Origin of the sequence: Muricoccus vinaceus (genome assembly GCF_042433125.1) — a bacterium.
Lineage (GTDB): Bacteria > Pseudomonadota > Alphaproteobacteria > Acetobacterales > Acetobacteraceae > Roseomonas > Roseomonas vinacea.
The window spans coordinates 56450-81602 of the sequence record NZ_JBHLVZ010000069.1 but is presented as its reverse complement, the minus strand read 5'-3'; the positions used below and the strand labels follow the sequence as shown (position 1 = coordinate 81602).

General features: G+C 63.2%; 21 protein-coding genes. 9 read left to right on the top strand and 12 right to left on the bottom strand.

The genetic code is table 11. The features are described 5' to 3' along the window. The first annotated feature begins 98 nt into the window (after positions 1 to 98). The 4 genes from ACFFIC_RS19425 to ACFFIC_RS19410 all read left to right on the top strand — a co-directional run bounded on the left by ACFFIC_RS19425 (position 99) and on the right by ACFFIC_RS19410 (position 5389). Positions 99 to 2390 carry a multicopper oxidase domain-containing protein gene (locus ACFFIC_RS19425; RefSeq protein ID WP_377053394.1) on the top strand — a complete coding sequence of 764 codons (2292 nt, stop codon included), beginning with the start codon at positions 99 to 101 and terminating at the stop codon, positions 2388 to 2390. Between the two features lie 143 nt (positions 2391 to 2533). Continuing rightward, positions 2534 to 3184 (top strand): copper resistance protein B, encoded by a 651-nt coding sequence (locus ACFFIC_RS19420; RefSeq protein ID WP_377053392.1) that lies wholly within the window; start codon positions 2534 to 2536, stop codon positions 3182 to 3184. 118 nt (positions 3185 to 3302) lie between these two features. Then, positions 3303 to 4037 (top strand): response regulator, encoded by a 735-nt coding sequence (locus tag ACFFIC_RS19415; RefSeq protein ID WP_377053390.1) that lies wholly within the window; start codon positions 3303 to 3305, stop codon positions 4035 to 4037. After that, complete coding sequence (locus tag ACFFIC_RS19410; RefSeq protein ID WP_377053388.1) at positions 4025 to 5389, top strand: sensor histidine kinase; 1365 nt, start codon at positions 4025 to 4027, stop codon at positions 5387 to 5389. Before ACFFIC_RS19415 ends, ACFFIC_RS19410 begins: the two co-directional genes overlap by 13 nt. 113 nt (positions 5390 to 5502) lie before the next feature. Here the strand turns inward: ACFFIC_RS19410 and ACFFIC_RS19405 are convergent, their stop codons facing one another. Next, positions 5503 to 6498 carry a hypothetical protein gene (locus tag ACFFIC_RS19405; protein WP_377053386.1) on the bottom strand — a complete coding sequence of 332 codons (996 nt, stop codon included), beginning with the start codon at positions 6496 to 6498 and terminating at the stop codon, positions 5503 to 5505. Positions 6499 to 6727: 229 nt separating this feature from the next. Here ACFFIC_RS19405 and ACFFIC_RS19400 point away from each other — a divergent pair, with 229 nt between their 5' ends. From ACFFIC_RS19400 to ACFFIC_RS19390, 3 genes are all read left to right on the top strand, one after another. Then, complete coding sequence (locus ACFFIC_RS19400) at positions 6728 to 6934, top strand: heavy-metal-associated domain-containing protein (protein WP_377053384.1); 207 nt, start codon at positions 6728 to 6730, stop codon at positions 6932 to 6934. Between the two features lie 150 nt (positions 6935 to 7084). Next, the gene (locus tag ACFFIC_RS19395; protein WP_377053382.1) at positions 7085 to 7462 is read left to right on the top strand and encodes a copper resistance CopC family protein; all 378 of its coding nucleotides are present in this window, start codon (positions 7085 to 7087) and stop codon (positions 7460 to 7462) included. Further along, positions 7459 to 8346 carry a copper resistance D family protein gene (locus ACFFIC_RS19390; protein WP_377053380.1) on the top strand — a complete coding sequence of 296 codons (888 nt, stop codon included), beginning with the start codon at positions 7459 to 7461 and terminating at the stop codon, positions 8344 to 8346. Before ACFFIC_RS19395 ends, ACFFIC_RS19390 begins: the two co-directional genes overlap by 4 nt. Positions 8347 to 8681: 335 nt before the next feature. On the opposite strand, the gene ACFFIC_RS19385 is transcribed toward ACFFIC_RS19390, so the two are convergent. From ACFFIC_RS19385 to copM, 4 genes are all read right to left on the bottom strand, one after another. After that, positions 8682 to 8912, bottom strand: a complete 231-nt coding sequence (locus tag ACFFIC_RS19385; RefSeq protein ID WP_377053378.1) for a hypothetical protein — start codon at positions 8910 to 8912, stop codon at positions 8682 to 8684. A gap of 76 nt (positions 8913 to 8988) precedes the next feature. Beyond that, on the bottom strand, positions 8989 to 10434 hold the full coding sequence (locus tag ACFFIC_RS19380) for a calcium-binding protein (protein ID WP_377053376.1): 1446 nt from the start codon (positions 10432 to 10434) through the stop codon (positions 8989 to 8991). A gap of 786 nt (positions 10435 to 11220) precedes the next feature. Next, positions 11221 to 11730 carry a DUF305 domain-containing protein gene (locus ACFFIC_RS19375; RefSeq protein ID WP_377053374.1) on the bottom strand — a complete coding sequence of 170 codons (510 nt, stop codon included), beginning with the start codon at positions 11728 to 11730 and terminating at the stop codon, positions 11221 to 11223. A 124-nt stretch (positions 11731 to 11854) separates the two neighbouring features. Beyond that, positions 11855 to 12307: a CopM family metallochaperone gene (gene copM / locus ACFFIC_RS19370; protein ID WP_377053372.1), complete on the bottom strand. Its 453-nt coding sequence runs from the start codon at positions 12305 to 12307 to the stop codon at positions 11855 to 11857. Between the two features lie 421 nt (positions 12308 to 12728). Between copM and ACFFIC_RS19365 the strand changes: the two genes are divergently transcribed. Beyond that, the gene (locus ACFFIC_RS19365; RefSeq protein WP_377053370.1) at positions 12729 to 13232 is read left to right on the top strand and encodes a DUF2933 domain-containing protein; all 504 of its coding nucleotides are present in this window, start codon (positions 12729 to 12731) and stop codon (positions 13230 to 13232) included. Here the strand turns inward: ACFFIC_RS19365 and ACFFIC_RS19360 are convergent. The 4 genes from ACFFIC_RS19360 to ACFFIC_RS19345 form a co-directional block, all read right to left on the bottom strand. Beyond that, positions 13222 to 15519, bottom strand: a complete 2298-nt coding sequence (locus ACFFIC_RS19360; protein ID WP_377053368.1) for a heavy metal translocating P-type ATPase — start codon at positions 15517 to 15519, stop codon at positions 13222 to 13224. The genes ACFFIC_RS19365 and ACFFIC_RS19360 overlap by 11 nt on opposite strands. 110 nt (positions 15520 to 15629) lie before the next feature. Further along, positions 15630 to 16556 (bottom strand): cation diffusion facilitator family transporter, encoded by a 927-nt coding sequence (locus ACFFIC_RS19355; protein ID WP_377053366.1) that lies wholly within the window; start codon positions 16554 to 16556, stop codon positions 15630 to 15632. Positions 16557 to 16641: 85 nt separating this feature from the next. Beyond that, positions 16642 to 17052: a MerR family transcriptional regulator gene (locus ACFFIC_RS19350; protein ID WP_377053364.1), complete on the bottom strand. Its 411-nt coding sequence runs from the start codon at positions 17050 to 17052 to the stop codon at positions 16642 to 16644. A gap of 177 nt (positions 17053 to 17229) precedes the next feature. Then, the gene (locus tag ACFFIC_RS19345; protein WP_377053675.1) at positions 17230 to 17463 is read right to left on the bottom strand and encodes a hypothetical protein; all 234 of its coding nucleotides are present in this window, start codon (positions 17461 to 17463) and stop codon (positions 17230 to 17232) included. On the opposite strand from ACFFIC_RS19345, the gene ACFFIC_RS19340 reads away from it, so the two are divergent. Beyond that, the gene (locus ACFFIC_RS19340) at positions 17423 to 18073 is read left to right on the top strand and encodes a TFIIB-type zinc ribbon-containing protein (protein ID WP_377053362.1); all 651 of its coding nucleotides are present in this window, start codon (positions 17423 to 17425) and stop codon (positions 18071 to 18073) included. The two genes, ACFFIC_RS19345 and ACFFIC_RS19340, sit on opposite strands and share 41 nt — an antisense overlap. Positions 18074 to 18860: 787 nt before the next feature. Here the strand turns inward: ACFFIC_RS19340 and ACFFIC_RS19335 are convergent. Genes ACFFIC_RS19335 through ACFFIC_RS19325 form a run of 3 tightly spaced genes read right to left on the bottom strand, consistent with a single transcriptional unit; the run spans position 18861 to position 24682 of the window. Then, on the bottom strand, positions 18861 to 22106 hold the full coding sequence (locus ACFFIC_RS19335; RefSeq protein WP_377053360.1) for an efflux RND transporter permease subunit: 3246 nt from the start codon (positions 22104 to 22106) through the stop codon (positions 18861 to 18863). 12 nt (positions 22107 to 22118) lie between these two features. Beyond that, positions 22119 to 23378 carry an efflux RND transporter periplasmic adaptor subunit gene (locus ACFFIC_RS19330; protein WP_377053358.1) on the bottom strand — a complete coding sequence of 420 codons (1260 nt, stop codon included), beginning with the start codon at positions 23376 to 23378 and terminating at the stop codon, positions 22119 to 22121. Next, positions 23378 to 24682 (bottom strand): TolC family protein, encoded by a 1305-nt coding sequence (locus ACFFIC_RS19325; RefSeq protein ID WP_377053356.1) that lies wholly within the window; start codon positions 24680 to 24682, stop codon positions 23378 to 23380. Before ACFFIC_RS19325 ends, ACFFIC_RS19330 begins: the two co-directional genes overlap by 1 nt. Positions 24683 to 25153 lie beyond the last annotated feature (471 nt).

Here is a 25153-nt window from a genome sequence, read left to right as displayed (position 1 = left end):
TGCTGGAGAGGATGGCAGAGTTGATATCAGCCCCGACCTGTTTTCCGCCCGCTACCAGTGGTCGTGGGCGTCACCTCGGTTCGTAGGAGTATTCCAGCATGGCTCTGTTTTCCATGTCGCGGCGCAGCATGCTGGCGGCAGGGATTGCCGCCGTTGCCGCTCCCTCGGTGTCAGGCGCCGCGCTGGCACAGCCCGGCATTGGACGTTCGCTGCCGCGCGAGTTCAATCTGGCCATTGAGCACGTGAGCCTGAACATCACGGGACAAGCGCGCTCAGCCATCGCGATAAATCGCCAGGTTCCGGGCCCTGTCCTGAAGTTCCGCGAGGGTGAGGAGGTCGTTATCAACGTAGCCAACCGGCTGCGCGAGGAGACCTCTGTTCACTGGCATGGTCTTATTCTCCCCAGTGGACAGGATGGTGTGCCCGGTATCAGCGACGGCTTCCAGGGGATCGCGGCGGGCCAGACGCACCAGTACCAGTTCCCCCTCGTGCAGTCCGGCACCTACTGGTACCACAGCCACTCGGGCACCCAAGAGCAGGCGGGCTTCTACGGTCCGCTGATCATTGAGCCGACCCGTCCCGACCCGTTTGGCTACGACCGCGACTACATCATCCAGCTCTCCGACTGGACGGACGAGAACCCTCACCGGGTTATCCAGAACCTCAAGCGGGATCCCGGCTACTATAATTACAACAAGCGCACCGCTGCGAGCCTTGCGGCCGAACTGGCGCGGGCACCGAATGCGGCGGCCCGGGAAGCCGTCATCCGGGACCGGATGATGTGGGGCCAGATGCGCATGGACCCGACCGACATCGAGGATGTCACCGGCTACACCTTTCTGGTGAACGGCCGGACGCCGCAGCAGAATTTCACGGCAGTCTATCGGCCCGGTGAGACCGTCCGCCTGCGCTTTATCAACTCGGGCGCCATGAGCCACTTCGACGTCCGCATTCCCGGCCTGGAGATGACCGTGGTCCAGGCGCACGGCAACAACGTGCAGCCTGTCCCCATTGACGAATTCCGCATCGCACCCGCCGAGACCTTTGACGTCCTTGTGCGCCCCACCAATGGACGCCAATTCCAGGTCCTGGCGGAGTCCATGGGGCGTCAGGGCTTCGCCAGCGCGAGCATCGCCACCCAGGAGGGGCTGCCGATGATGGCCCTGCCGCCGCACCGCGAGCGGCCGCTCCTGACCATGGCCGACATGGGTGGCGACTACGGACCCAAGGGCCTGGATCGCGGCACTCTGCGCCCCGAGACCGACCAGCCTGGTCAGATCGCTCCCATGGGCTCCATGGGAGACATGGGTGGCATGGACCACTCCGGCATGTCTGGGATGTCCGGCATGAGCGGTGGCGCCGGGGGCGGCATGCAGGGCATGGACCACTCCAACATGCCCGGGATGACCGCCCCGCCCGCGGCCGGGCGCGGAAGGGGGGCAACAGCGCCCTCTCGCGCTCCTGCCATGGACAACTCGAACATGCCGGGTATGGACCACTCCACGATGCCCGGTATGGGGCGAAGGTCCTCCCTTGCCAGCGACCCCGGATTCCAGCTGGCCTCCGCACGCTTGCCGTTGGCATCCGTGCAGAGTGCAGGTGGCTTCACCCTCGCACAGGCTGGCCAGGGGCAGGGTGCCATGCCGGGCATGGATCACTCGAACATGCCGGGTATGGACCACTCCAACATGCCTGGCATGGGCCAGCAGCGCCCGGCCCAGCAGACCCCACCCAGCAGGCCCCAGGGACGGCAGAACCAGCCCCCAGCCCCCAGGCGTGATCAGCGCAGTGCGGCTCCGGCAGCCCCCGATCACGCGGCTATGGGGCACGGCGCACCGGGCACGGGGCAGGTCGGCCAGGTCGATATGTCTGCCGCGAACGCCCACGCTGGCCATGGCGGGATGGCGCCACCCGACGCGTTCGCCGTGAACACGGGGGCGCCTCCTGGCACCCGGGTGCTCACCTATCGGCACCTCAAGGCACTCGCGAACCCCTACCCCGTGCGGGAACCGAACAGGATCATTGAGGTCCGCCTCACCGGAAATATGGAGAGGTATTTTTGGGCCATCAACGGCAATCGGTTCAGCGAAGCACAGCCTATCTCGCTGGTGCTTGGTGAACGGGTGCGGCTTCGCTTCATCAACGAGACCATGATGTCCCACCCCATGCACCTGCATGGTGTGTGGATGCAGCCTCAAGTCGGCAATGGTGCCCAGAATCCTCTGTTGCACACTGTCGCAATCAGACCCGGCAGCACGATGGACGTCGATGTGGAAGCCGATGCCGAGGGCGGGTGGGCGTTCCACTGCCACATGCTCTTCCACATGGAGACGGGGATGATGCGCAAGGTTGAAATCCGGCGCTCGCCGCGCGTCGCGTCCGCGGGTTAACGGCTATGGAGCAAACATCGGTGCGTCGCTCGTCCACGATCCTCCTCGCTCTATCAGTCCTGCTTGGACTCGCCGGAGGCGGCCCAGCCTCAGCGCAGCAGGCGGCCTCACAGAACGCAGCCCGCGATCCAGGCGCCCACGCCATGGCCTCCCATGAGCTCTATTATGGTGCTGTGCTCTTTGAGAAGCTGGAGTGGGGTATCGGCCTAAACGGCACGCCCAACATCGCACGCTGGGATGGGCAGGCCTGGTACGGCACGGACTACGACAAGGTGTGGGTAAAGACCCAGGGCGAGCTTGAGCGCGGACGCCGGGCCGAGAACGCCGAGGTCCAGCTCCTCTACTCCAGGCTCCTGGGCTACTATTGGGACCTCCAAGCCGGTGTACGGTATGACGCACGTCCCCTACCGGACCGCACTTATGGTGTGATTGGGCTCCAGGGCTTGGCGCCTGGACTCTTTGAAGTCGATCTGCAGGCCTTCGTGAGCGAGAGGGGTGACCTCTCTGCCCGTCTCGAGGCATCCTACGACCTCTATGTGACGCAACGCTTGGTGTTCCAGCCGAACGTCGAGATCAACGTCGCGGCTCAGCGGGTGCGAGAGCTTGGTGTCAACAGCGGCGTCAGTGACGTCGAGGCAGGTTTTCGGCTCCGGTATGAATTTACGCGTGAGGTCGCTCCCTATGTTGGTGTCAACTATACGCGTCGCTTTGGGGAAGCGGCACGCTATGTCCGGGACGAGGGAGGCAAAGCAGAGTCGTTTGAGTTCCTTACGGGCGTCCGCCTCTACTTCTGAGTGGGGCCACACCGGTGAGAGCACGTTGTGTTCGTCCGCAGATCAGGGGAGCAGCACGGTGAGCGACCGTGCTGGAGGCTCCCCTCATCGAGGTGTGTCGGCACCTGATCTACCACCGATGTCCGGCGAAGGACGGCATGTTCTTATCGTCGAGGATGACGGCGAGCTGCGCAAGCTCCTGGTTTCCCTGCTGCGTCGGAGCGGGTTCCGGGTTAGCGGGGCTCGGGACGGCATCGAGATGCGCCGTCTTCTTGCCTCGGCCCCTGTGGACCTCGTTGTGCTCGATGTCATGCTGCCGGGGCGTTCAGGCTTTGAACTCTGCCGAGATCTCCGCGCTGAGGGACGGATCCCAATCATCCTGCTGACGGCCCTCGCGGAAGCCTCGGACCGGGTGATCGGGCTTGAGTTGGGTGCGGACGACTTTGTGGTGAAGCCCGCAGACCCACGCGAGCTGGTGGCTCGCATCCGTGCCGTCCTCCGGCGGGTGGAGAACCCCGAGGGACCGCATGGCGGGGAGGGACGGGAGGTAGCTCGCTTTGCAAGGTGGTCCCTGGACACAAGGCGGCGTGAACTGCTCCGGCCAGATGGCGTGGTCGTGGAGCTGACCAGCGGCGAGTACGATCTCCTCCTGGCGTTTGTCGAACGCCCCCAGCGTATCCTGACCCGTGACCAGCTCCTCGATCTCGCACGGAACCGCCCATACGGTGGATTGGACAGGTCCATGGACGTTCAGATCAGTCGCCTGCGAGCCAAGCTGGGTGCGAGGCCGCATGAGGAGGGAGAGCCCGGCCTGATCAAGACGGTCCGCGGGGTCGGGTATATGCTCTCGAGCCCTGTGGAATGGACGGGGTGACCCGGCTACTTCCCCAGTCCCTGGCTGCCCGAACTCTCGCAGCGCTTACGATCGCCTTTGCCGTACTCTTCGCCACCATGGTTGGGCTCCACGATGTCCTCTTGCGGAAGGCCGTAGAAAACGGGACGGAGGAGTTGCTGGCGCAGCGGCTCTCGATCTTAATCGATGCCGTTGCAGCGGCACCCGAAGCAGATCGTGACCGGCTTGCACACGCCTTGTCGCGCACAGACTTAACGGTGCACTGGCGGCGGGACATGGAACCTACTCCAGAGCACCCCACGGCTGCCAACTGGGAGTCGGTTGCGGCCAGAACCAAAGCTCTCTCTGGTCGGACCACGGAGGTGCGCGTCCGCTCGGGTAGCCTCGACAACTCTTCGGCCAGCATTGCGGGCATCGGTGCCATAGCTCGCCTGGAGGACGGCTCCTGGCTCCAGGTTGAGATTGCCTCTTTCAACGTGTTGTCGACCGATCAGGCTGCCTTGCACTCCTATGCCGCAGCCATTGGTCTTGTCCTGCTCCTGGCGGTGGGCTTCGCCGCGCGGTCGGTATCTGCTCCCGTTTCAGCCCTCGCCGCCACCGTGTCCCGGCTCGACCTCGAGAAGGAGATCCCGACGCTGCCTGCCTCGGGTCCTCGTGAGGTGCGGATGTTGGCCCAGGCTTTGAATGATATGGCGGCACGTACCCGCGACGCTTTCCGCCAGCGCAGCCTGGCCCTTGGGGCACTATCCCACGATTTAATGTCACCTATCGCACGGCTGCGCCTGAGGGCGGAGGACCTACCCGATGAGGTCCAGGAACCCATTCGCCGGGATCTGGCGGAGATGGAGACCATGGTGTCCGATGTCCTTGCCTACCTGCGGGGCGGACATGGCGGTGAAGCCATCCAACCGCTGGTCGTGACAGCCCTGGTCCGAACGGTCGTCGATGAGTTCGCGGATGCGGGCACCCCTATCGAGGAAGGCCGCATGGATGAGAATGCGGTCATCCCTGCCAGGCGGGTTGCCGTCAAGCGGGCGGTGACCAACGTCGTCACCAACGCCGTCAGGCATGGCCGTGAACCCTGGGTCGAGGTGGTCGAAGCTGGAGATGACGTGCTGGTTCGCGTCGGTGACCGAGGGTCTGGAATATCCATGCAGGATCTACCGCGGGTCACTGAGCCCTTTTTCAGAGGCGACCCCGCGAGAACAGCAGGCCGGGGCGGTAGCGGACTGGGCCTCTCCACAACGCGGGCAATCGTTGAAGCCCATGGTGGTAGCCTCTCAATTGAGAGTACTCCAGGGCAGGGAGCTGTGGTGACGCTTCGATTTCCACGGAGGCAAGCTCGCGCTGAGACCTCCGTCGTAAACAGGTAGTCGATGGTGTCGTGCCCGTGCCCAAGACAGGACGCTACTGCGGTGGACGGTGGTATACTGCGTTCGGGCGGCGACGTCTCGTTGGCGCTGACCCAGTCTAAAGCTCGCTTGCCTCAACGGTTAGCCCAAGTGCCTGATCCCGGAGTTGAGGGCAGGCCGTGATCCCGTTGATCACTGGTCGCATCGTAAACAGCTCCTTCATGCTCCAGCAGCTTGGCTGTTTCATCAGGGCCGAGATGACCGGCCACACATAGGGAGACTGTTGCTGAGAAGGATGAAAGCACCTGATCCAGAACGGAAGCTATTGGAGCATTGGCTTTGAACGTGGCGACACCGGATCGGCGCAGACGCCTGTCCGCTACGCTGTCGTAGTTCGCCGCCTCCATCGCTAACATAAATCGCCGTGCGAGAAGGTCGGCTGGGACGTCATGTGCGGAGGCAAGATCCCGGATATCCTGAGCCGCAGACAGTTCTCCCAAAGACAGCCGGTTGTCGGGGAGGAAGGTCGAGAGGTCCGCAGCGAGATGGAACCGGTCTACGATGTAGATGAGGCGAAGAAAACCGAGAAAGGCGCCACTGGCTGTGGGCACCACGATGGGTAGATGTCCATTGCGCTCGAGGAGCGCATCCCGCACCAGGGGTGTGATCGCAATGGCGCGGATGAAGTTGACACTCAGTACGGCTTCGGACATTGCCGCCAACGCGGCGGGCTGAGAAGTCGAACCAGTTCGCTCAAACCAGCGAGCGAGGGCGTGCCAGCCGAACCAGGTTGTCACCGCGGCAGCGATCTTTTTGACGCGCTTTCCGGCAATGGCCACGGCGGTTTCAAACACCACGCCGCGATTGCCATTTACTTCGCTCCCTAACCGGAAGCGGTTTGGGCACGGATAGCTCCAGGCTACGGCCGAGTGCTGTTTTCCATGAGTGACAACGGGCCGGGCGTCGAGGTTTAACTCAGCTATACGAATGATGAGGCGGCGTCCGGCAACGGAGTTGCGCCCGGTCGTCGCAGCAAGGGCTTGGAGGGTAGGCGTATTCGCAAAACGATCCTGAGGGATTGCTTGGAGCAGTCGCTCGGTTCGACCGGCGGCAATTGAGCAGACGCCCATGGATCGGCACTCCTGATCTCCCTGACGTAACGACGCATGTGGCCCGATGTGTGACGCCCCCCTGACCTCAAATCTTGAGATTCGGCAGACTTGGTACCCCTATGCAGGCCTGCACGGTTCAGTCGCGTGCCCGGTGCACGAAGAAATAACGGGACGAACTCAAGCCGAGCTTGACCTTCCCACCATGGGAAACCCCATCTGTCTCACTGCCGGAAAGGAGAGCACTACGATGGCTCGCATAGCGATTTCGAACATGAACTGTCGTGGCTGCGCAAAGGGGGTGACATCCACGGTAAAGGAGGCAAACCCCTCTGCACAGATCGAGGTTGACCTGGATCGCAAGCAGATAGCGGTCACTGGGATATCTAGTGATGGCAGCCCGCTGATCGCCGCTCTCCAGGCTGCTGGTTGGAAGGCGGAGATCGTAGCCGCCTGACGCTGTCGCTCTTCGGGTGACCGCGGCGGCAACAAATTGGTGCGGAAATCCGGGTGGCGTGGTCGGCGGGGCCAGTTATGAAAAGGCTGTGCCCGCATTCGTCTTCTCTCATGAGAGGCGGGATCACAGGGCCAGAGCAATGGAGAATTCATGCTTTCACGCTTTCATCTCCTCAGGAGCGGTTTGCTGGCGCTCGCCCTGGGTGCGCTTACCCCAGCGGCGGCATCGGCGCACGCGATGCTCCACAGTTCTGACCCGGCGGATGGGGCAACCCTGCCTTCTTCGCCACGCGCCCTGAACTTGGCGTTCAGCGAGGAATGCCGAGTTACGGCGCTGCGCCTGGTCGACGAGAGCGGCCGGGAGCACCAGGTGCGCCGCGAGGGGGGACGTGGGGCGTCTGCCAGGGCGACGGCTACGGTGGCGGCTCCTCTGCCGTCCGGTGCCTACCGGCTGGAGTGGCGCGCCATGGGTGACGACGGGCATGTAATGAGCGGGACAGTAAAGTTTGCTGTGGCTGCCGCCCGGTGATCCTGGAGGTCCTGCGGCCGGAACCAGAACTCCTCCGCGCAACGGCCGCAGCACTGAGGATCGCCTACTACGTGGCGTCCCTGGGAGCTGCTGGGCTGGCGATCTTCTCGCTAGGCTTCGGCACCCTTCAGGATCCCCGTGACGTCGCGGCCGGTCGCCAGGTTACCTTGGGTATGGTGGTGATCGGCTTGGCTGCCAGTGGCGCCTGGTTGGCCTCCCAGGTCGCCCTGGCGTCCGATGGGGACGTCCTCGACGTTGAGATCTGGGGTGTGATGCTGACGTCCCGCCCCGGGATCTCGGTCATGATCACCTGGGCAGGATTGCTCGCTATCGGTTTGGCGACCTGGGTGGGGCGGAGTGCGGTGATCCTGGGTGCTGTCGGCATCTTGGCCGTTGCGGGTAGCTTTACGGCGGTCGGACACACCACGCAGCATCAGCCACGGGTTCTGCTGGCTGCCGCCTTGGTGGTGCACCTCCTCGCGGTGGCATTCTGGGCGGGAAGCCTGTGGCCGCTGGCTCTGGCCTCCAAACGCGGTGGCGCAACAGCGGCACGCCTCATCGAGGGGTGGGCACGCGCTGCTGGGTGGATCGTATCCGGTCTTGTTCTCGCCGGAGCACTCTTGGCATGGCTGCTGGTCGGGCGTTTGGACGCCCTGGTGACGACCCCGTACGGCATAGCCCTCCTTACGAAGGTTAGCTTGGTTGGTGTGCTTCTCGGCTTCGCGGCGTGGCACCGTTTTCGGCTAACTCCCGCTCTGGCGGCAGACGCTCCTGGAGCCGGAGCCCGCCTGGCGGCTTCGATCGCCTGGGAGACCGCTGTGATGCTTCTCGTGTTCTGGGCAGTGTCGGAGATGACGTCGACCAGCCCCCAGGGGGAGGGCTGAAGCTGCCTTGGCCGAGCAGACCTGGAAACAGGGACCGCTCGGCCAACGTCGGACGCTTGTCATCGCTTTCGCAGAGGAGGGCACGCCGCCTTGATCCCGGGAGTAGTAAAAGCGGTCACGTTAGGAGCCCTGATCTGTTTGGCCGTCATCCAGACCCATCCCGGCTCTGCGCAGTCATCGCGCGGGGCGCCTGACGACGGCCAACCGGTAGGGGAAGTCAGCCTGAACCGCTCAGTCGCACAATTGGTGGCGGATGGGTGGCAAGTCGTTGGCGTCTCCCAAGCAGGTCCAGTTCTGGCGTATCACCTTGTCCAAGGCGGCAAGCTCGCGATCTGCTATCTTAACTTGGCAGAGACACCCATGATCAGTTCGTGCCACCAATTGATGACCGCGTCGTAGGCCAAGCTCTCAGCAGAGTTGAGCATCAGGGTGTTGGTCGCGATCACACTTCTAGTCTGACTACGTGCACCTTTGGCAATAATCTGGACGACCTTGGGGTCTTCGGCACCGGACATCCGGTTTTCCGTTGGTGGAAATCGCCACAAAGCACCGAAGTAGCCGATCAACGCCAGTGGTCCGTGCTGCTACATGGACCGCTGGCTTCATACTGCACGAGTTACCATGCGGGCTCCGAGGCCCAGACTAGGTAAAGAGGTAGTCTTGCTGCACCGCAGCCGCCTCAGTTCCATCCCGGAAGAGGAGGAGAGAACCCTGGTCCGTGATGGCGGGATCGTTGATGAATGCGCCACTCGCACCGGCACCCGCGTTGAACATGAAGTCGTCCTGCGCCATCTGGCTCTTGGCCAACCCAGAGAGCAGCAATGACCCTACACCCTCTTCGGTGGTCCAGCTAACCAACACGCCGTTAGCGGTGTCGGCGACGCTGACTTCATCGGGAGTGATGTCACGGAAAGCTATGTGGTCAAACGCGCCAGGCCCGGCGTCAAAACCGCCTGTGACCACGTCGTTGCCGCTATCCGGTGCCACGATGAACGCGTCGGCGCCATCGCCTCCGTTCAGGACGTCATCGCCTCGTCCGCCCTCAATCATGTCGTGACCAGCACCCGCATATAGGGTGTCGTTGCCGTCCTCGCCCATGAGGCTGTCGGCCTGATCACCCCCGAAGAGTTGGTCTGCCCCCACGCCGCCGACGAGGTGATCCTGACCCATTCCGCCGTCCAGGGTGTCGCTTCCGGCATCCCCGGTCAGGTCATCGTCACCGGCTGCACCTGAAAACCGATCATCCCCTTCCAAGCCGAAGTAGAAGTCGCGGGCCTCCGTACCAGCAAAGGTATCTGCCCTGGCCGTGCCGACCTGCACGTTGAAGTCATCGAAGGAGACAGAGGTGGCTGGCGTCGTGCTCGCACCGATCTCAGGCGCAGACAGATTGAAACCCTCGTCCACGGCAAAGCTGACCGACGTGACATGGTTCGCACCGGCGCTAGTGGGCTGGAGCAGCATGCGGTCGTCCGCAAACATAAAGTCGTCCTGGGCCAAGTCCGCCTTCTGAACACCGGCAAGCAGCACCGAGGCGTTGTCATCGTTCCAGCTGATCTTCACACCAGCGAGGGTGTCCTGAAAGACGAGTTCCTCGGGCATGATGTCGCGGAAGGCGATGTGGTCGAGGATGCCTGGTCCTGCCTGGAAGTCGCCGACGATGTCATGGCCACTGGTGCGATCAACAATGAACGCATCGCCGCCTAGCCCACCAAAGAGGAGGTCATTACCAGCCCCTCCCTCGATATCGCCATGTCCGGTGCCCTCACTCAGCACGTCGCGGCCGCCTGATCCTCGCAGCTGGTCGGCAGAATCGCCGCCAACCAGGAGATCATTACCCTCACCCCCGTCGAGGTGATTCATGCCCGCACCACCGGCTATGATGTCATTTCCGGCTCCGCCAAGGAGATCATCGTTCTGGACTTCCCCAATCAGGACATCCGTGTTCGCACGGCCGAACTGGATGTCCATGGAGCCTGCCCCGGCGAGGAAGTTCAGCCCTGAATTGCCTATCTGCAGGTGGTAGTCGCCAAACGTCTGCTCCAGGCCATCGGCACTACCAAGCTCGGTATGCTCTGGGTTGTGCGCCATGACGGTTTCCTTTTGTACAAATGGTGTACCGACCTCCGAAGCGGAACTCAGGTTCGCGCCTCACCAGCGGGTCAATGGAAACGGATCCCGGCGGGAAGGGATTGGCGTGTAATAAAACGATGTAATGTGAGATGCTGCGCTGTGCTGACACCGATCTGCGGCATGTTATCAGTCTCAGATCGCAGATTATCTCATAACATCTCGCCAGACGATATGGAACACATTCGCACTGATATTGGGCAGGCCGAGCGCGGATATTCATGGAACGTCGCCGCACCAGGGCATCTGGTCGCAGGCGCTGCTTCGCAGTGATTGCGCGGAGTCTGAGATGGTGGGCGACCGTCATTCAACTTGACTGGCTCTGGCTCGCCTATTCAAGGCCAGCATCAGAGCCCAGGACCGTGGGCACGCCGCCGAGAGTAAGGCGGCGATCAGCCTCATTATCAGGGCGGCCCGCGTAGTCAGTCATACCTGGCTAGACGGCATTGCGGGCACCACGCTCGTCAGCGCCAGACGGCAACGGCGCATTGCCTGCGGCAAAGGCTATTGTAAGGAGAACCAGTCTGGCCGTCCCGGCTTTGTGAGGGAGGACGGCGATGCCCCATACTGAGGAGGCACCCGAAGCACATGCAGCTCCGGCCGGAGTGGCTCTGGAGTCACCTGGTGGTGTTCAAAGCGGAGCGGACCGCTGCTCTGATAACATGCCTGTCGTCGTGCATGGCACGACACTCGGGTCTGCGGACGCCCTCAGGGTGACCAAGTGCTGTTGCCGCTCTGTCGAAGTGATCAACGTGTTCCCGCCTCGACCCTCACACTGCGCGGCGCCAGATCCGGCGCGTTGGGAGGTGTCGGGTTACGTTCGAGGCCCGCGATCAACTGCTTCATCTCAGCAATCTCTCTAACTTGGGCCTCAATGATTTGATCGGCGAGTTGGCGGACGCGTGGGTCGCGGATGTGAGCCCGCTCGCTCGTCATGATTGCAATAGAGTGATGCGGGATCATAGCCTTCATGTAGTCGACATCGCCGACAGTCGCCTGACTGCGCACCAGGAAGAGGGAGGCCGCGAACACCACAATGCTCCCGGCGATGATCGCCAGGTTTGCACGCTTGTTCTTATACATCTTCAACATGAACAACATCATGATGACAGCCATGGTCGCGCCCATCAGGAGGGCCATCCAGTTTCGCGTTTGGCTGTAGAAGACATGCTCAAGGGCGTAGGTGTTGAGGTACATCAAGCCAAACATGATCACGGTTGACACTAGGATCATTACGCTAAAGCGGGCGTAGCTCATCACGACTTCCTTAAACGGCGGCGCCAGGCCGCTGGCATCTTGCTATTCCTGCCTAGTTCAACCGGGTAGCCGTCGGGGGGCCTTGTAAGGACGGCGGCTTAGTGATCCTGGTTGTCAGGCGCAGCTACCGAGAGGGATGCCGCGACATCCAGGTCCTCAGGTCGGCAATTTCCTTTTGCTGCTTGGCGATGATCTCTTGAGCCGTCCGTCGCATCTCTGGGTCACGCCCATGCTCGAGCTCGACCCGCGCCATATCGATGGCCGCCTGATGGTGCTTCGCCATCATACTCGCGAAGTCATGGTCGGCGTTGCCGGTCACGGGGCCAGCCGCCATCTCGCGATTCATCTTCTCCATGACCGCGTGATACCCAGCTGTGGCCCCTTGATGTCCGCCCTGTTGACCGCCGCCCTGAGCGACTGATGGGACACTCCATAGAAGGGGAAGTGCGAACACCATGGCAGCAGTGTTTCGGGCGACGTCGCCTCGTTTGCTCATTGAATGCTCTTCCTTCTCATCTTTTCGATGGCGCCGTGTGACGGATCGAGCAATTTCTCCTGCTGGAAGCAGGCGCAGCACGCGGTCGTATGCGCCGATCCAGACTGCCTGCCCGTAACGCTCCGAAGCGGCAGCCCGGCAGACGCAGAATTACAACATTTTGTTTCCTGATCTGCCGTCTGGGCGGTCTGCCGCGCCTGGACAAGCTGAAGGGTGACGCTCCTTTCCGGCCCGGCGTGCCCTCAATGACGAAGTACTCCCCAAGCTCCGGCTGCAGAGGTGCGTCGTAAACTTTATAAGCCGAGGGGAGACCGCACTGGGAATACGCCCTTGCTGCCGAAGACGGTCCCGCCGCGGCACCCCGAAGCGGGGTGCTACTCGGTCCACCTTGCGGCGACCCGCGCCTGGTTCGGCACCGAGCGCAGGGTGGGAAGAGTGCCAATCCGGCAGTTTTTTCCGGGCTTGAGTTGGATCAAGGCGCCGCAGGGCGCCGCCAGAGACGATGTTGGAAAGCAGATTGAGCAGAACTGAGATGCACAACTATTCTGCGACCCGTTGGTGGCGCAGCAGGGGCGGCGTTGCCCTCATCGGCCTCGGCTTGATTGTCGCCTTCTACGTCCTGCGTGAGCATTACGTGCTCGCCTTGGGCTTGCCGTACCTCCTGCTCCTCGCCTGTCCGCTGATGCACCTGCTCATGTATCACGGCCACGGCGGCCATAATGGTGGAACTAGCAGTCAGGTCAGGGGTGCCGTGCAGGATGCGCGGCAGCCGAGGACCGGACTGCAACTCAGGGAAATCCTTGGGACGAGTTCACGCGCATTGGTCCGTTCGGCCTCATGCCCTGAGCAAGCGGACAATGGAATCCTGGTTGGCCTTGAGTTCACCGCGGGCAGGTACTGCGCCGGTAGGTCGGCGGCCCGAAAGAATGTAGGACGGATCAGTTGCGCCCACGCCTCGTCCTCACGGCGGTCTGGGACGACCAGGAACATGCCTTTCAGCGCGTAGGCGGACTGGAAGGCTTCCAGCCCAGAAGCCTAAGGGCATTCAGTGTCACCAACACCGTGGCGCCGGTATCGGCAAGAATGGCGGGCCATAGCCCGGTGATTCCCATCAAGGTCGTGATCAGGAACACCCCCTTGAGTCCGACAGCAATGGCGACGTTGGTACGGACATTTGCCATTGTCGCGCGCGAGAGGCCGACCAACTCCGCAACCCCGGTAACGCGATCCTTGAGCACTGCTGCATCTGCCGTCTCCAGTGCCACGTCGGTGCCACCACCCATAGCAATGCCGACTGATGCCGCGGCCAGGGCTGGCGCGTCATTGATGCCATCGCCGACCATCACCACCGACCCGTTGGCACGGAGGGCTGCAATCTCCTGCAGCTTGTCATCGGGGAGGAGCCCCGCTTTGACGTCCAGGCCTAGTCCGCCTCCGATTGCTGCACCTGTGCGAGCATTATCGCCGGTGAGCATGATCGAGCGAATACCCAAGGCCTTGAGTGCCGCGACTCCCTCTGCAGCGTCCCCACGCGGCTCATCACGGAGGGCCAAAACACCAGCGAGTGCTCCGTCGGCAAGAACAACAACGGCTGTCTTGCCCTCCATCTCGAGGCGGGACACCTCCACGGCGAGCGCACCCAGAGATGCGCCGGACTCCTCGGCAAACCTGGGACTGCCGACGCTGACCTGGCGTCCAACCACAACCGCGGTAACAGCCCGCCCGGGAATGGCGCCCTGGTTGGAGGTCGCGGGTGTAGCAATGCCGCGGGCAGCTGCCTCGGACATGACGGCTTTTGCGAGCGGGTGAGATGACCCTTGCTCGACGCCTGCTGCAAGGGAAAGAAGATCGTCCTCCGTCATGCCAGCGACGGGCAGCACGTCGGTCACCCGGGGGTGGCCCTCCGTCAGGGTGCCGGTCTTGTCGAAGGCCACCGTGCGGGCAGCCCCAATCTCCTCCAACGCGGCACCACCCTTGATCAACAATCCCCGGCGCGCACCGGCGGACAGCCCGGAAGCCATCGCGGCAGGAACGGAGATCACCAGAGCGCATGGGCATGCAATGAGCAGAACCGCCAGGCCACGATACACGCTCGTTCCCCAGTCCCAGCCCAGCAGGAAGGGCGGTACCAGGATCACGAGGAGAGAAACCACCATGGCACCTGGCGTCCAGTAGTTTGAAAACCTTTCGATGAAGCGCTGGGTTGGCGCTCTGGCGGCAGTCGCCTCTTCAACCATCCGGATTATGCGCGAGATTGTATTATCCGACGCTCCGCGTGTGACGCGAACACGGAGAGCCCCGTCCGAGTTGATGGAGCCAGCAATGATACCATCTCCTGGCCCACGCGACACCGGCACGCTCTCACCAGTCACAGGGCTCTCGTCGAGGGCGGACTGACCCTCTTCGATCACGCCATCGCAGGGAACACGGTCGCCCGGACGAACAAGAACGAGGTCGCCTACCACCAACTGGTCGGATGAGACCTCCTCAGTTTTAACCTCTGCAACCAGGCGCAGGGCGGTCCGAGGCATGAGAGTGGCAAGGGCGCGAATACCTGCTCGGGCACGCCCCGCCGCAACATTCTCCAGCATTTCGCCCAGGGCAAAGAGCAGGACAACAATGGCTGCCTCTTCCGCGGCACCAATGACGGCGGCACCCACCGTGGCTGTAACCATGAGGGTTTCGATGGAGAAAGGGGTCCCCGCCCTTGCCAAGGCAAAGGCGCGCCGCCCGAACGGGACAAGAGCAACGGCGGTGGCGACCAGGAAAAGAGGGTAGGTAAGCCGCTCTGGAAGAACGAGGGACAGGACGTAAGCGACAATAATAAAGGCGCCGAGAAGCGAGACCAGACGGGCCTTCCCGGTGCCATACCACGGCTTCAACGCGTCAGCAGGGTCGTCATGATCCGCATGGGAGTGCCCAAAACCGCCATGCCCACCCGCCTCCTCATGAGCGTGCCCCGCATGAGGATGGCTATGATGATCCTCATCAGGGTGGCCGTTGTCCACCCCGCTTGCGAGAGGTGGGAGGGGCATCTGCACCGGCGGCGTCCCGACCTGGTGAGCTGTGTAGCCCAAACCTGACAGGGACTGCTCCACCGCCTCCGCACTAGTCTGCCCAGGAGCCAGGCGCAGCGTCAGCCGCTCCGCCATCAAGTTCACAGCGACATCTGTGACGCCTGGAAGGCGGTTGAGGGCAGTCTCGACCTTGCTGACGCACGAGGCACAGTCCATGCCCTCCACGCGCCAGGACATGGACAGCCCATTGTCCTCAGTTGTCGGTATCCGGGTCATCACGTGAACTCCTGCGTAGCCTCTTTCTTGCGACTTCCAGCCACTGGAGGATCAAGAGAAAAGAGCAGCCAACACCACAAAGGTTGATGGCACCCTCCGCCCTAAGTTCGTTAGCGGGCGTTGCCCGCTGTTGGAGCGTGCCACTCCTTGGGTGGAACTCCTCCATGGGCACTGGCGAGTTCGGTTTGGACAGTCGCGTGCGTGATGCCAAAGCGAGAGGCAAGCATGGCTGCCAGCCCGTCCTCGAGCTGCTCCTCTCGCGCCAGGGAGCCGTCCACCACCACGTGACTAGATAGGGCAACCTTGCCGCTGGTCAGGGCCCAGACATGCAGGTCATGGACGTCTTGAACACCCGGCATCTCCCTTATCGCGGCCTCAACAGTGTCGAGGTCAATGCCGCGGGGAACACTCTCGAGGAGAACATCGACGGCTTCGATCAACAGGGTCCAGGTCCGCGGGAGAACCCAAAGCGCAATCCCAACACCCAGCACTGGATCAACCCAGGTCCATCCTGTGGCCCAGATAACGCCTGCCCCGATGATGACCGCAATAGAGCCGAGGAGATCACTCCAAACCTCCAGGTAAGCCCCCTTCATATTGAGGCTGCCTGTGCTGCCTGCGGCCAAGAGGCGCATGGAGATCCAGTTTACGATCAAGCCGACCGCGGCGACGAGAAGCATACCAATGCTGCCAACCTCAGCAGGCGTGCGGAACCGGCCCCAGGCCTCGTAGAGGATGTACAGCGCGACGAGGAACAGCAGCGAGGCGTTCAACGCTGCTGCCAGGATCTCGAAGCGGTGATAGCCCCAGCTCCGTCGCTTGTCGGCGGGACGGCGGCCAATCTTGATGGCAGCCAGGGCAACAGCCAGCGCTGCCGCATCGGTCAACATGTGGGCGGCGTCCGACAAGAGCGCCAGACTGTTGAAGATGAATGCGCCAGCTACCTCAACCAGGAGGAAGCCTCCGGTCAACGCCAGTGCCTTACTGAGCGCCGCGGCGTTGGTACTGCCCCCAACGTGGTCGTGATCCTGGCTCATGGATGTCCTCGAGGCGGGTTGATTCGTGCTTCCACTCCCAGGCATGACATCTCCAGCGGCTGGAGGTGCAAGCAGAAAATGGCGGTTAGCCGTCTTCTCCGGCAAGCGCTTCTATGACACGGCATTCGGCGATGGTGCCATGAGCGCCCCGATCGAGCATGGTCTTCAGTTCCCCGCTCAGGGCGGTCAGCTGATCGATCTTGCGCCGTATGGCTTCTAGGTGCTCGCGGGCGATTGCATCGGCCTCATCACAAGGTTCCTCTGGCATCTCCGCCAGTTGGAGTAGCTGCCTTATTGCATCCAGACCAAAGCCGAGGGCGCGAGAATGTCGGATGAACATGAGCCGTCTCACGTCCGCCATGCAAAAGGCCCGCCGATTTCCTTCTGAGCGAGGCGGAGCAGGAAGCAGGCCAACCGATTCGTCGTATCGCATCGTCGAGATCTTGAAGCGCGCTAACCTTGAGACGGTTCCGATCGCAAGGACGTCTTCTATCACGGCTTGCTCCTCTAGCGACTGGAACAAATAGCAGAGGGAGGCCGGAGAGACGGAGACATCTCGATCTCCTCCGGTGACCACGCAGGTAGTTGACGCACCTCTGCGCCACAACAGGCGCATGTGCGTTGCCCGAAATGCGCTGGTCTTTGCTGCTAGTCACGCAAGGAGAACCACATGCTACAAGAGAAGCCTGGTCAGCACCATGATCACCCTGGGCATAAGCCGGGCGACCTGGACCAGCACGGGCACCGCGACAAGTCCGTTAGGGAAGTTCCGGGTCAGCATCATGATCACCCCGGTCACACTCCCGGTGATCTCGACGAGCATGGGCACCGCGATAAGAGCGTGACCGAGAAGCCGGGGGCTCACCATGATCACCCGGGTCATCAGGCAGGTGACCTGGACGAACATGAGCACCGTGACAAGAGCGCCCCAGCAAAGCCCTGAAGTTGCGATGAGGCGGTGTGGACTTCGAGACGGTCCTCGCCGTCACTTCTCGAGCAAGACAACCACAACCGACGTCCCAGGAAAACTGGAGCATTCCGATGAGCGATCTCAGCACCGACCGGGCGGCCGTCGGAATGCCGCGCCCTCGGTGTCGCATAGACCTCGTCATGAGCTATCGCCAAGGCATCGAATAGATTACTGCGCCCAGTGCAGGGGCGTCTGGCTTGATCGCGGAGAACTCGATAAAATCCTCGAACGGAGCGCTGAGTTGCAGCAACTGCTGATCCAGTCCGCTCCCTTGGCGCAACCTCCTGCTTCCGCGCAATGCGGCCCGCGGCTGGCTGGTGCGCCAGCGCCAGGGAGCTACGCGCCCGGTCACAGCGGTAGCAAAGAGTATAGCTGGGGCCATGGCGGCTCCGGTGGTGGACACGCCGGTTACGAGTTGCATCTCAGTGCTATCGCGCGCCCCGCTGGCACGGAAGCCGCTACGACGCAGGTGGCTCAGGAGAAGCTTCCGCACCTCCTCGTCGTCCTCGACCACCATGATATACCGTCCCTCGCCATACAGGGATGACGGTTGCTGTGCGGAGGCAAATGGTGGCATGGAACCCGCGCCAATCTCGGCCGCTATGTGCCATCCACCCTCATCGGTCCACTGCCGTGTCACACCCGGCTCCTGTGACAGCTTCCTTTGAGCAGAACGGGAATGTCGCGTTACATTGCCACGCCATCGCTATGCGTGGCGTTCTCTCTGCCCTGGACAGAAGGGATCACTCGACTTCCGGGGTGGCCGAGCACCGGCATGTGACGCCCTCCATGATAGTTTGTGGTCACGTGTGGGAGGTAGTTATGGCTGGCCGATGCATGACATCCCTGCCATTGGCCGAGTGTCATGCATCGTCGCAACTCAGAACCTTACTTGGCCAGTCCGGCCACTAGGTGCCTTGATCTGGAGCGTTAGAGGGGTGCCGCGGGCAACAACGTTCGGTGCCGTTCCCGTCAGCACGTTCTCGTCGGAAGGGGCTAGCTGTACGACCTGGCGTGCTTGTCCCGTCCCGACGAGCGCGGACACCGTGTACCCGGAGGACGGAACGGGCTTGCCTGCCTCATCGTAGAGGTGGACGGTCACCGACCGTTCTGCCAGCAGGAGCTCGGCATGAACTCCGACAACGTCCTGCATGGGCCCGCCATGTGCGCCACGGTCTGCATGCCCCTGATGCCCCTGAGCGAGTGCACTGGTGGACAGAGATGCCGCAGCGATGACGGCGAGTACGAGATTTTTCATGCGGGCTATTCCCTTATCTTGATGTCAGGCACAGCACGCAGGAGCCCGGTTCTCAACCGATTTCCTGCGCGTGTCTCTACTCAGCCGGTGCAGCTTGTGCACTGGCCAGGATGGAGTCTGCTTCCGCAGGCGTGTGGACGCGACCGAAGCGAACGTAGAGGGCGGGTAGCACCAGCAGAGTGAGTAGCGTTGCGCTTATCAATCCGCCGATGACCACAGTCGCCAAGGGCTTCTGCACCTCGGCACCGGCACCCGTGGCAATAGCCATGGGAACGAAGCCCAAGGAGGCCACCAGTGCAGTCATTGCAACGGGGCGGAGCCGGGTCATCGCTCCCTGGAACACGGCGTCCCTGAGAGATAGGTGCCCCCGTTCCATCAGGTCTCGGATCGAGGTTGCCATGACCAGCCCGTTCAGCACTGCCACGCCAGAGAGGGCGATGAAGCCCACGGCAGCCGGAACCGAGAAAGGCATGTCTCTCAGCCACAAAGCCAGCAGCCCGCCCGAGAGCGCCAGGGGCACCCCGCTGAAGACGAGGATGGCGTCTCGCACCGACCCGAGAGCGGCGTAGAGCAGCACCAAGATCAGAAGGAAGCAGGCGGGAACCACGATGCTTAGCCGTTCCCTGGCCTTGGCGAGGTTCTCGAACTGGCCGCCCCAGGTCACTGTATACCCAGGGGGCAACTGGACCTCTCGTTCCACTCTAGCCTGTGCCTCCGCCACGATCGAGCCGATGTCGCGTCCCCGAGCGTTGGCCTGGACGACGACGCGACGGCGTCCCTGCTCACGGCTGATCTGGTTTGGCCCCTCCACGACACGGAGCGTCGCCAGTTGCTGCAAGGGAACCGACGCCGCTGGCCTGCCCGCAACAGGGGGCAGGGGCACCGGCAAGCCCCTGAGGGCCTCGAAGTTACCACGCTGGGCGTCTGGCAGGCGGACCACGATCGCAAACCTTCGATCGCCCTCGTAGACCATCCCGGCTTCCCGACCGCCAACCGCGGCGGAGATCACCGCCTGCACGTCGGCGACGTTGAGCCCACGTCGGGCAATCTCGGCCCGGTTCACGGTGATCTCCAGGAAAGGCAAGCCGGTCGCCTGCTCAACCTTTACGTCGGCAGCACCCTCGGTGCTGTTCAGGATTTGTGCGATCTGCCCAGCTACCTGGAGCATGGGGCCGTACTCGTCCCCAAAAACTTTGACAGCCAGGTCGCCACGGACGCCTGCCAGCAGCTCGTTGAATCTCATTTGTATCGGCTGTGTGAACTCGAGGGCATTGCCGGGAATGCCCGCGACCGATTGTTCAATGCGCCGGACCAATTCCTCCTTGGGTAAAGAGGGGTCAGGCCACTGATCCCTGGGCTTCAGGATGATAAAGGTGTCGCTGGCGTTCGGCGGCATGGGGTCGGACGCGACCTCAGCAGTGCCCGTCTTCGAGTAGATGACTTGTACTTCCGGCAGGCGAGAGATGCGTCGTTCCAGCACGGACTGCATGGCTTGTGATTGCTGCAACGAAGTGCTCGGGATGCGGAGCGCCTGCATGGCCAGGTTGCCCTCGTCCAACGTCGGGATGAACTCCTGTCCTAGGCGCCCGAAAATGGTCAGGGAGCCCGCAAACAGCACGGCCCCCACGGCGATCACCATGACGGGCACACGCAAGGCCCGGCTGAGTGCAGGCGCGTAGACCCGCTTCAAGCCCCGAACGATCCAGACGTCCTCTTCCTTGACGCGACCAGTAATCCAGATCGCGATCAGGGCGGGCACCAGCGTAAGGGAGAGCACAAACGCGAAGACAAGTGCGATGATGACCGTCAAGGCCATGGGAATGAACATCTTGCCCTCGACACCCGTAAAGGTGAGCAGCGGGGCATAGACGAGGATGATGATGGCTTGGCCATAGAGAGACGGTCTGATCATCTCCCGAGCACTCGCCGCCACGGTGCGCAGCCGTTCCTCCAGCGTGAGACCACGCCCCTTTTCGTGCTGGCGCTCGGCCAGATGCCTGAGGCTGTTCTCCGTGATGATGACGGCACCATCCACGATGAGGCCGAAGTCGAGAGCGCCCAGGCTCATCAGGTTTGCGGAGATGCCACCGCGCACCATGCCGAAGGCGGTGAGAAGCATGGTGAACGGTATGACGGCCGCAGTGATCACGGCCGCCCGAATGTTGCCCAGCATCACGAAGAGGATGACCACCACGAGGAGCGCGCCCTCGCCGAGGTTTTTGGCAACGGTTTTGATGGTGGCGTCCACAAGGATGCCACGGTCCAGCACGGCCGTTGCCTCAATCCCCCGTGGCAGGGTTCGCTTGAGCTCGTCCACCTTCTTGTGGACAGCAGCCGCAACGGTGCGGGAGTTCTCGCCAATCAGCATCAGGGCGGTGCCGACGACCATTTCCTGGCCGTTGCCGCTGGCGCTGCCCGTCCTGGGTGCCTGCCCAATTGCGACCCGCGCCACGTCCCGCAGCAGGATGGGCACCCCCTCGCGGGTGGCGACAACCACCTGCTCCAGCTCCGCAACACTGGTTACCCGCCCGCCAGAGCGGACCACCAATCCTTCGCCACCACGCTCAACGTAGCCCGCACCGGTGCTGACGTTGTTGCGCTCGATAGCTGTGGATAGGTCAGCAAAGCCCAATCCGAGACCGATCAGGCGGGCCGGGTCAGGCTGAACCACGAATTGCTTGGTGTAGCCGCCGATCGCGTCCACGCCCGCAATGCCCGCCACGTTCCTGATCTGGGGCCGGATGATCCAGTCCTGCACGGTCCGAAGGTAGGTAGCGCGTGCGGCCACGTCGGAAAGGCGCTCGCCCTCGGGGGTGAGATAGCTACCGTCTGCCTGCCAACCCGGCTGCCCGTCGGGGACGACGTCACCCTGCTTCCGATCCGCGAAGCGGAGCGTCCACATCGTCACCTCGCCGAGGCCGGTGGAGACCGGACCAAGGCGGGGCTCCACCCCCTCGGGCATGGCTTCTCTGGCCTCGATCAGGCGTTCAAGCACTTGCTGACGGGCAAAGTAGATGTCCGTGGCTTCAGTGAAAACCGCGGTGACCTGGCTAAAACCATTGCGGGAGAGAGAGCGCGTGCTCTCTAGACCAGGAATCCCTGCCAACGCTGTCTCAATCGGAAAGCTCACCTGCTTCTCGATCTCGTAAGGCGACAGGGAGGGCGCCACCGTGTTGATTTGGGCTTGGTTGTTGGTGATGTCCGGCGTGGCATCGATAGGCAGCCGGGTCACCGACCAGGCGCCGATGCAGGCCGCAATTACGGCTAGCAGCACCACGGTCCAGCGATTTCGGACGGAGAAGTCGAGGATGGGGCCAATCATGTGGAGTGCTCCTCAGTGGGCATGACCGGCTTCGCTTTTGCTGAGTTCAGCGCGGAGCGAGAACGCGTTGCCGACCGCGATCTCCGTGCCGGTATCCAGCCCAAAGACAACCTCAAAGCCGGTTGCGTCCTCCCGACCCAAGGCGACCTCGCGTTTCTCAAAGCCGTCCTCGGTCCGAACAAAGACAACCTTTGTGCCCTCGACCTCCTGGACTGCGTCCCGGGGGACCATGACATCGACAGGCTGCTCAGCCGTGGTTAGCTGGGCCGTGACAAAGGCTCCCGGCCGCCACTGGCCATCGGCATTCGGCAACTCCGCGACGGAGCGCGCAGAACGGGTCTCCGGATCCAACAGGGGACTGAGGAAGATGATCTTGGCTTCACCACGAACATCATCCTCGCCAGCGATGGCCACCTTCTGGCCCTGTCGCACCAGTGGCAGATCCCGCGGTGGGATCGCCATCTCGACCCAGAGCACGGACAGGTCCGCCACGGTGAAAAGCTCCGCGTCAGCGCCGACAGCAGCGCCAAGAACCGCTGCCCGGGTGGTGATCCGACCGGCAATCGGTGCCCGCACCTCGTGACGGCGTAGGGAAGCCGCAGGCTGACGTGGCAGGCCCGCAATCTCTGTCTCGGAGAGGCCAAGCGCCGAGAGGCGCTGGCGGCCGAGGTCGATCTTGATCCGCACCTCTTCCGCTGCCGCTCGGGCTTGGAGGAAATCCTGCTCGGCGGAGATGCGTTGCCGCCACAGCCGTGTTTCACGCTGGAGGGTTGTCTCCACCAGGGCAGCCTGGCGCAGGGTAGCCAGGTACTCACCCTTGGCGTCGGCGATCTCGCGGCTCTCGATGACGACAAGAATGTCACCCTGGGCCACGTCGTCACCCAGGCCCTTTCGGACCTCGGCAATAGTTCCGCTAAGCCGGGCTGTAACCCGCGCCAGTCGGTCCTGGCTTGCTGACAGGACGCCGGGGACCGCAGTCCTGGTCACAAGGTTGCCGCCGCCGACCTTGGCGACCTGGATGCCTGCCGCCTCAATCTGCTCGGCGGTCATGGCGATGTGGCCTTCTTCGCCGTGGTCCTCCTCCTTGCCCGCGGCGTGACCATGGCCGTCCTGCTGGCGTGCGGGTGCCGGAGCGGCGGGCTGCGCCGCGCCAGAGGCTGACGAGACGGGGAGGCCGACCAGGCTTCGAGCAGTCTGTGGGATGGACGGAAAGGCGGTGGCAAGCGCCAGCCCGCCCAGGGCGGCGCCAGCGGCCAGGGTGAGCCGGAGCATTAACGGGCACTCCCATTCGCCATAGCGGCGGGCTGCTGACCGCGGAGCCGCTCGACGGCGGCGCGGCGGGTGTGGAACTCGCGAATGGCGTCGATCAGTTGAGCCCGAGCGTCCGAAAGGGCGCGCTGGGCATCCAGGACTTCAAGGAAGGAAAACTTGCCCTCAGCAAAGCCGCCCGAAGCAAACCGGGCGGCCTGCTCAGCAGCTGGCAAGGCGTCGCGCCTCAGGCTCTGGACGGTTCTCCAGGACAGGGCGGTCCGCTGCTCGGCCGCGGTCAGGGCCGCTACAAGCGCGATCCGCGTGCGATCGGCTTCTGCCTCGGCCCGCAGTAGCTCGGCCTGAGCCCTGGCGATGCCGCCCTGGTTCCGGTTGCTGAACGGGAGGGGGATGGAGGCTCCAGCAACAAAGGCGGTCTCGCCAGTCTCCTCGAAGCGACGCGCATACCCCTGCACAGTAAGGTCAGGGACGGCCGTGGATCGCTGGAGAGCCACGTTGGCGATCTGCTGTTGAACGGCGGCCTGGAGCCGGGCCAGGTCAGGATTGCCCGCGAGACGGGCAAGAGGATCGGCCGGTACCGGGGTGCCAGGTGCCCGCCCGATGTCCTCGAACCAAGCCTGCCTCGGTGCCAGATCAACTCGGGGCGCCCCGATCAGTGCTGCCAGATCTGTCAAAGCGATCTCGGAGTCGCGCTGCGCCCGTTCGGCCGCGATCTCGGCAGTCGCACGTACAACTTCAGCCCTCTGGGCTTGGAGTAGTGGATCCCGGCCCGCCTCGACCCGGGCACGTGCGGCCCGGAGTGTTTCTCCAGCCAGCCGGGCGCGCTCACGCTCTACCGCAACCAAACGGAACGAGGCCTCGGCATCGGCGAGCGCCGTGATAACGTCGCGGGTCAGGTCCAGCCTGAAGCTGGCGAAATCCAGGCCTGCAAGCTCGCCGCTCCGGGCGGCAAAGCCGATCCGAGCAGCGCGCTTGCCGCCTAGCTCCAACCGCTGCGCGACGCCAATTGTGGTCTCAACGGTGCGGCCACCGCGGTAATCACCACGCCCGCCAAGGCCACCGAAGTTCTCGACGGTTACGCCGACCTCCGGGTTAGGCCGAAGCGGAGCCTGGAGGGCATCGGCTCTCACGGCCTGCTGGGCTGCTCCAGCACCCCGCAGGGCAGGTGAGCGGGCCAGGGCCGCGGCAACTGCCTGCTGAGGGGAGCTGATCGTGATTGGCCCAGCAGGGGTGCGGGCGTCCTGCCCGTGCACCACAGCAGGTAAGGCGGCAAGCGTTACCGCCAGCCAAACAGCACTGATTTGCATAAATGCACCTAGCTATTGCGAGCCGCGGACGGGCCTAGCGGGGATGCCGAGATGGCAACCGCGCTGGACCGGCAGGGAGAAGCGGAGCGCTAGGCGCGCGGTGGTTCTGTCGGGAGTTCCGAGATGCCGGACAGCAGGGCGTGGGTAGGCGCTGGCGTGAGTGTCGCTAAGCGTTGGGTCACCCAAGGACCATCGGCCATGTCGTTTGGGAGAAGCGCTGCCGGGTTACCGCAGGAATGATGGGCGGTATTGCAGGGCGCTTGATCGGGTCTGTCCGGCCCGCCCTCGGCATCTCCAGCTTGAGCGGTGATCGCGCACAACTCACTGGACAGGTAGGCGGCCTGGGAGGCCGCGGAGGGGGGAACAACCGCGGCAGAGAGCAGAAGGACGCACAGCAACGCCGAGAGCCCGCGACGGCAGGCTGCGAAGAACGGCGATGTCTCCACGGGGAACATACTCTGACAGCCTCTA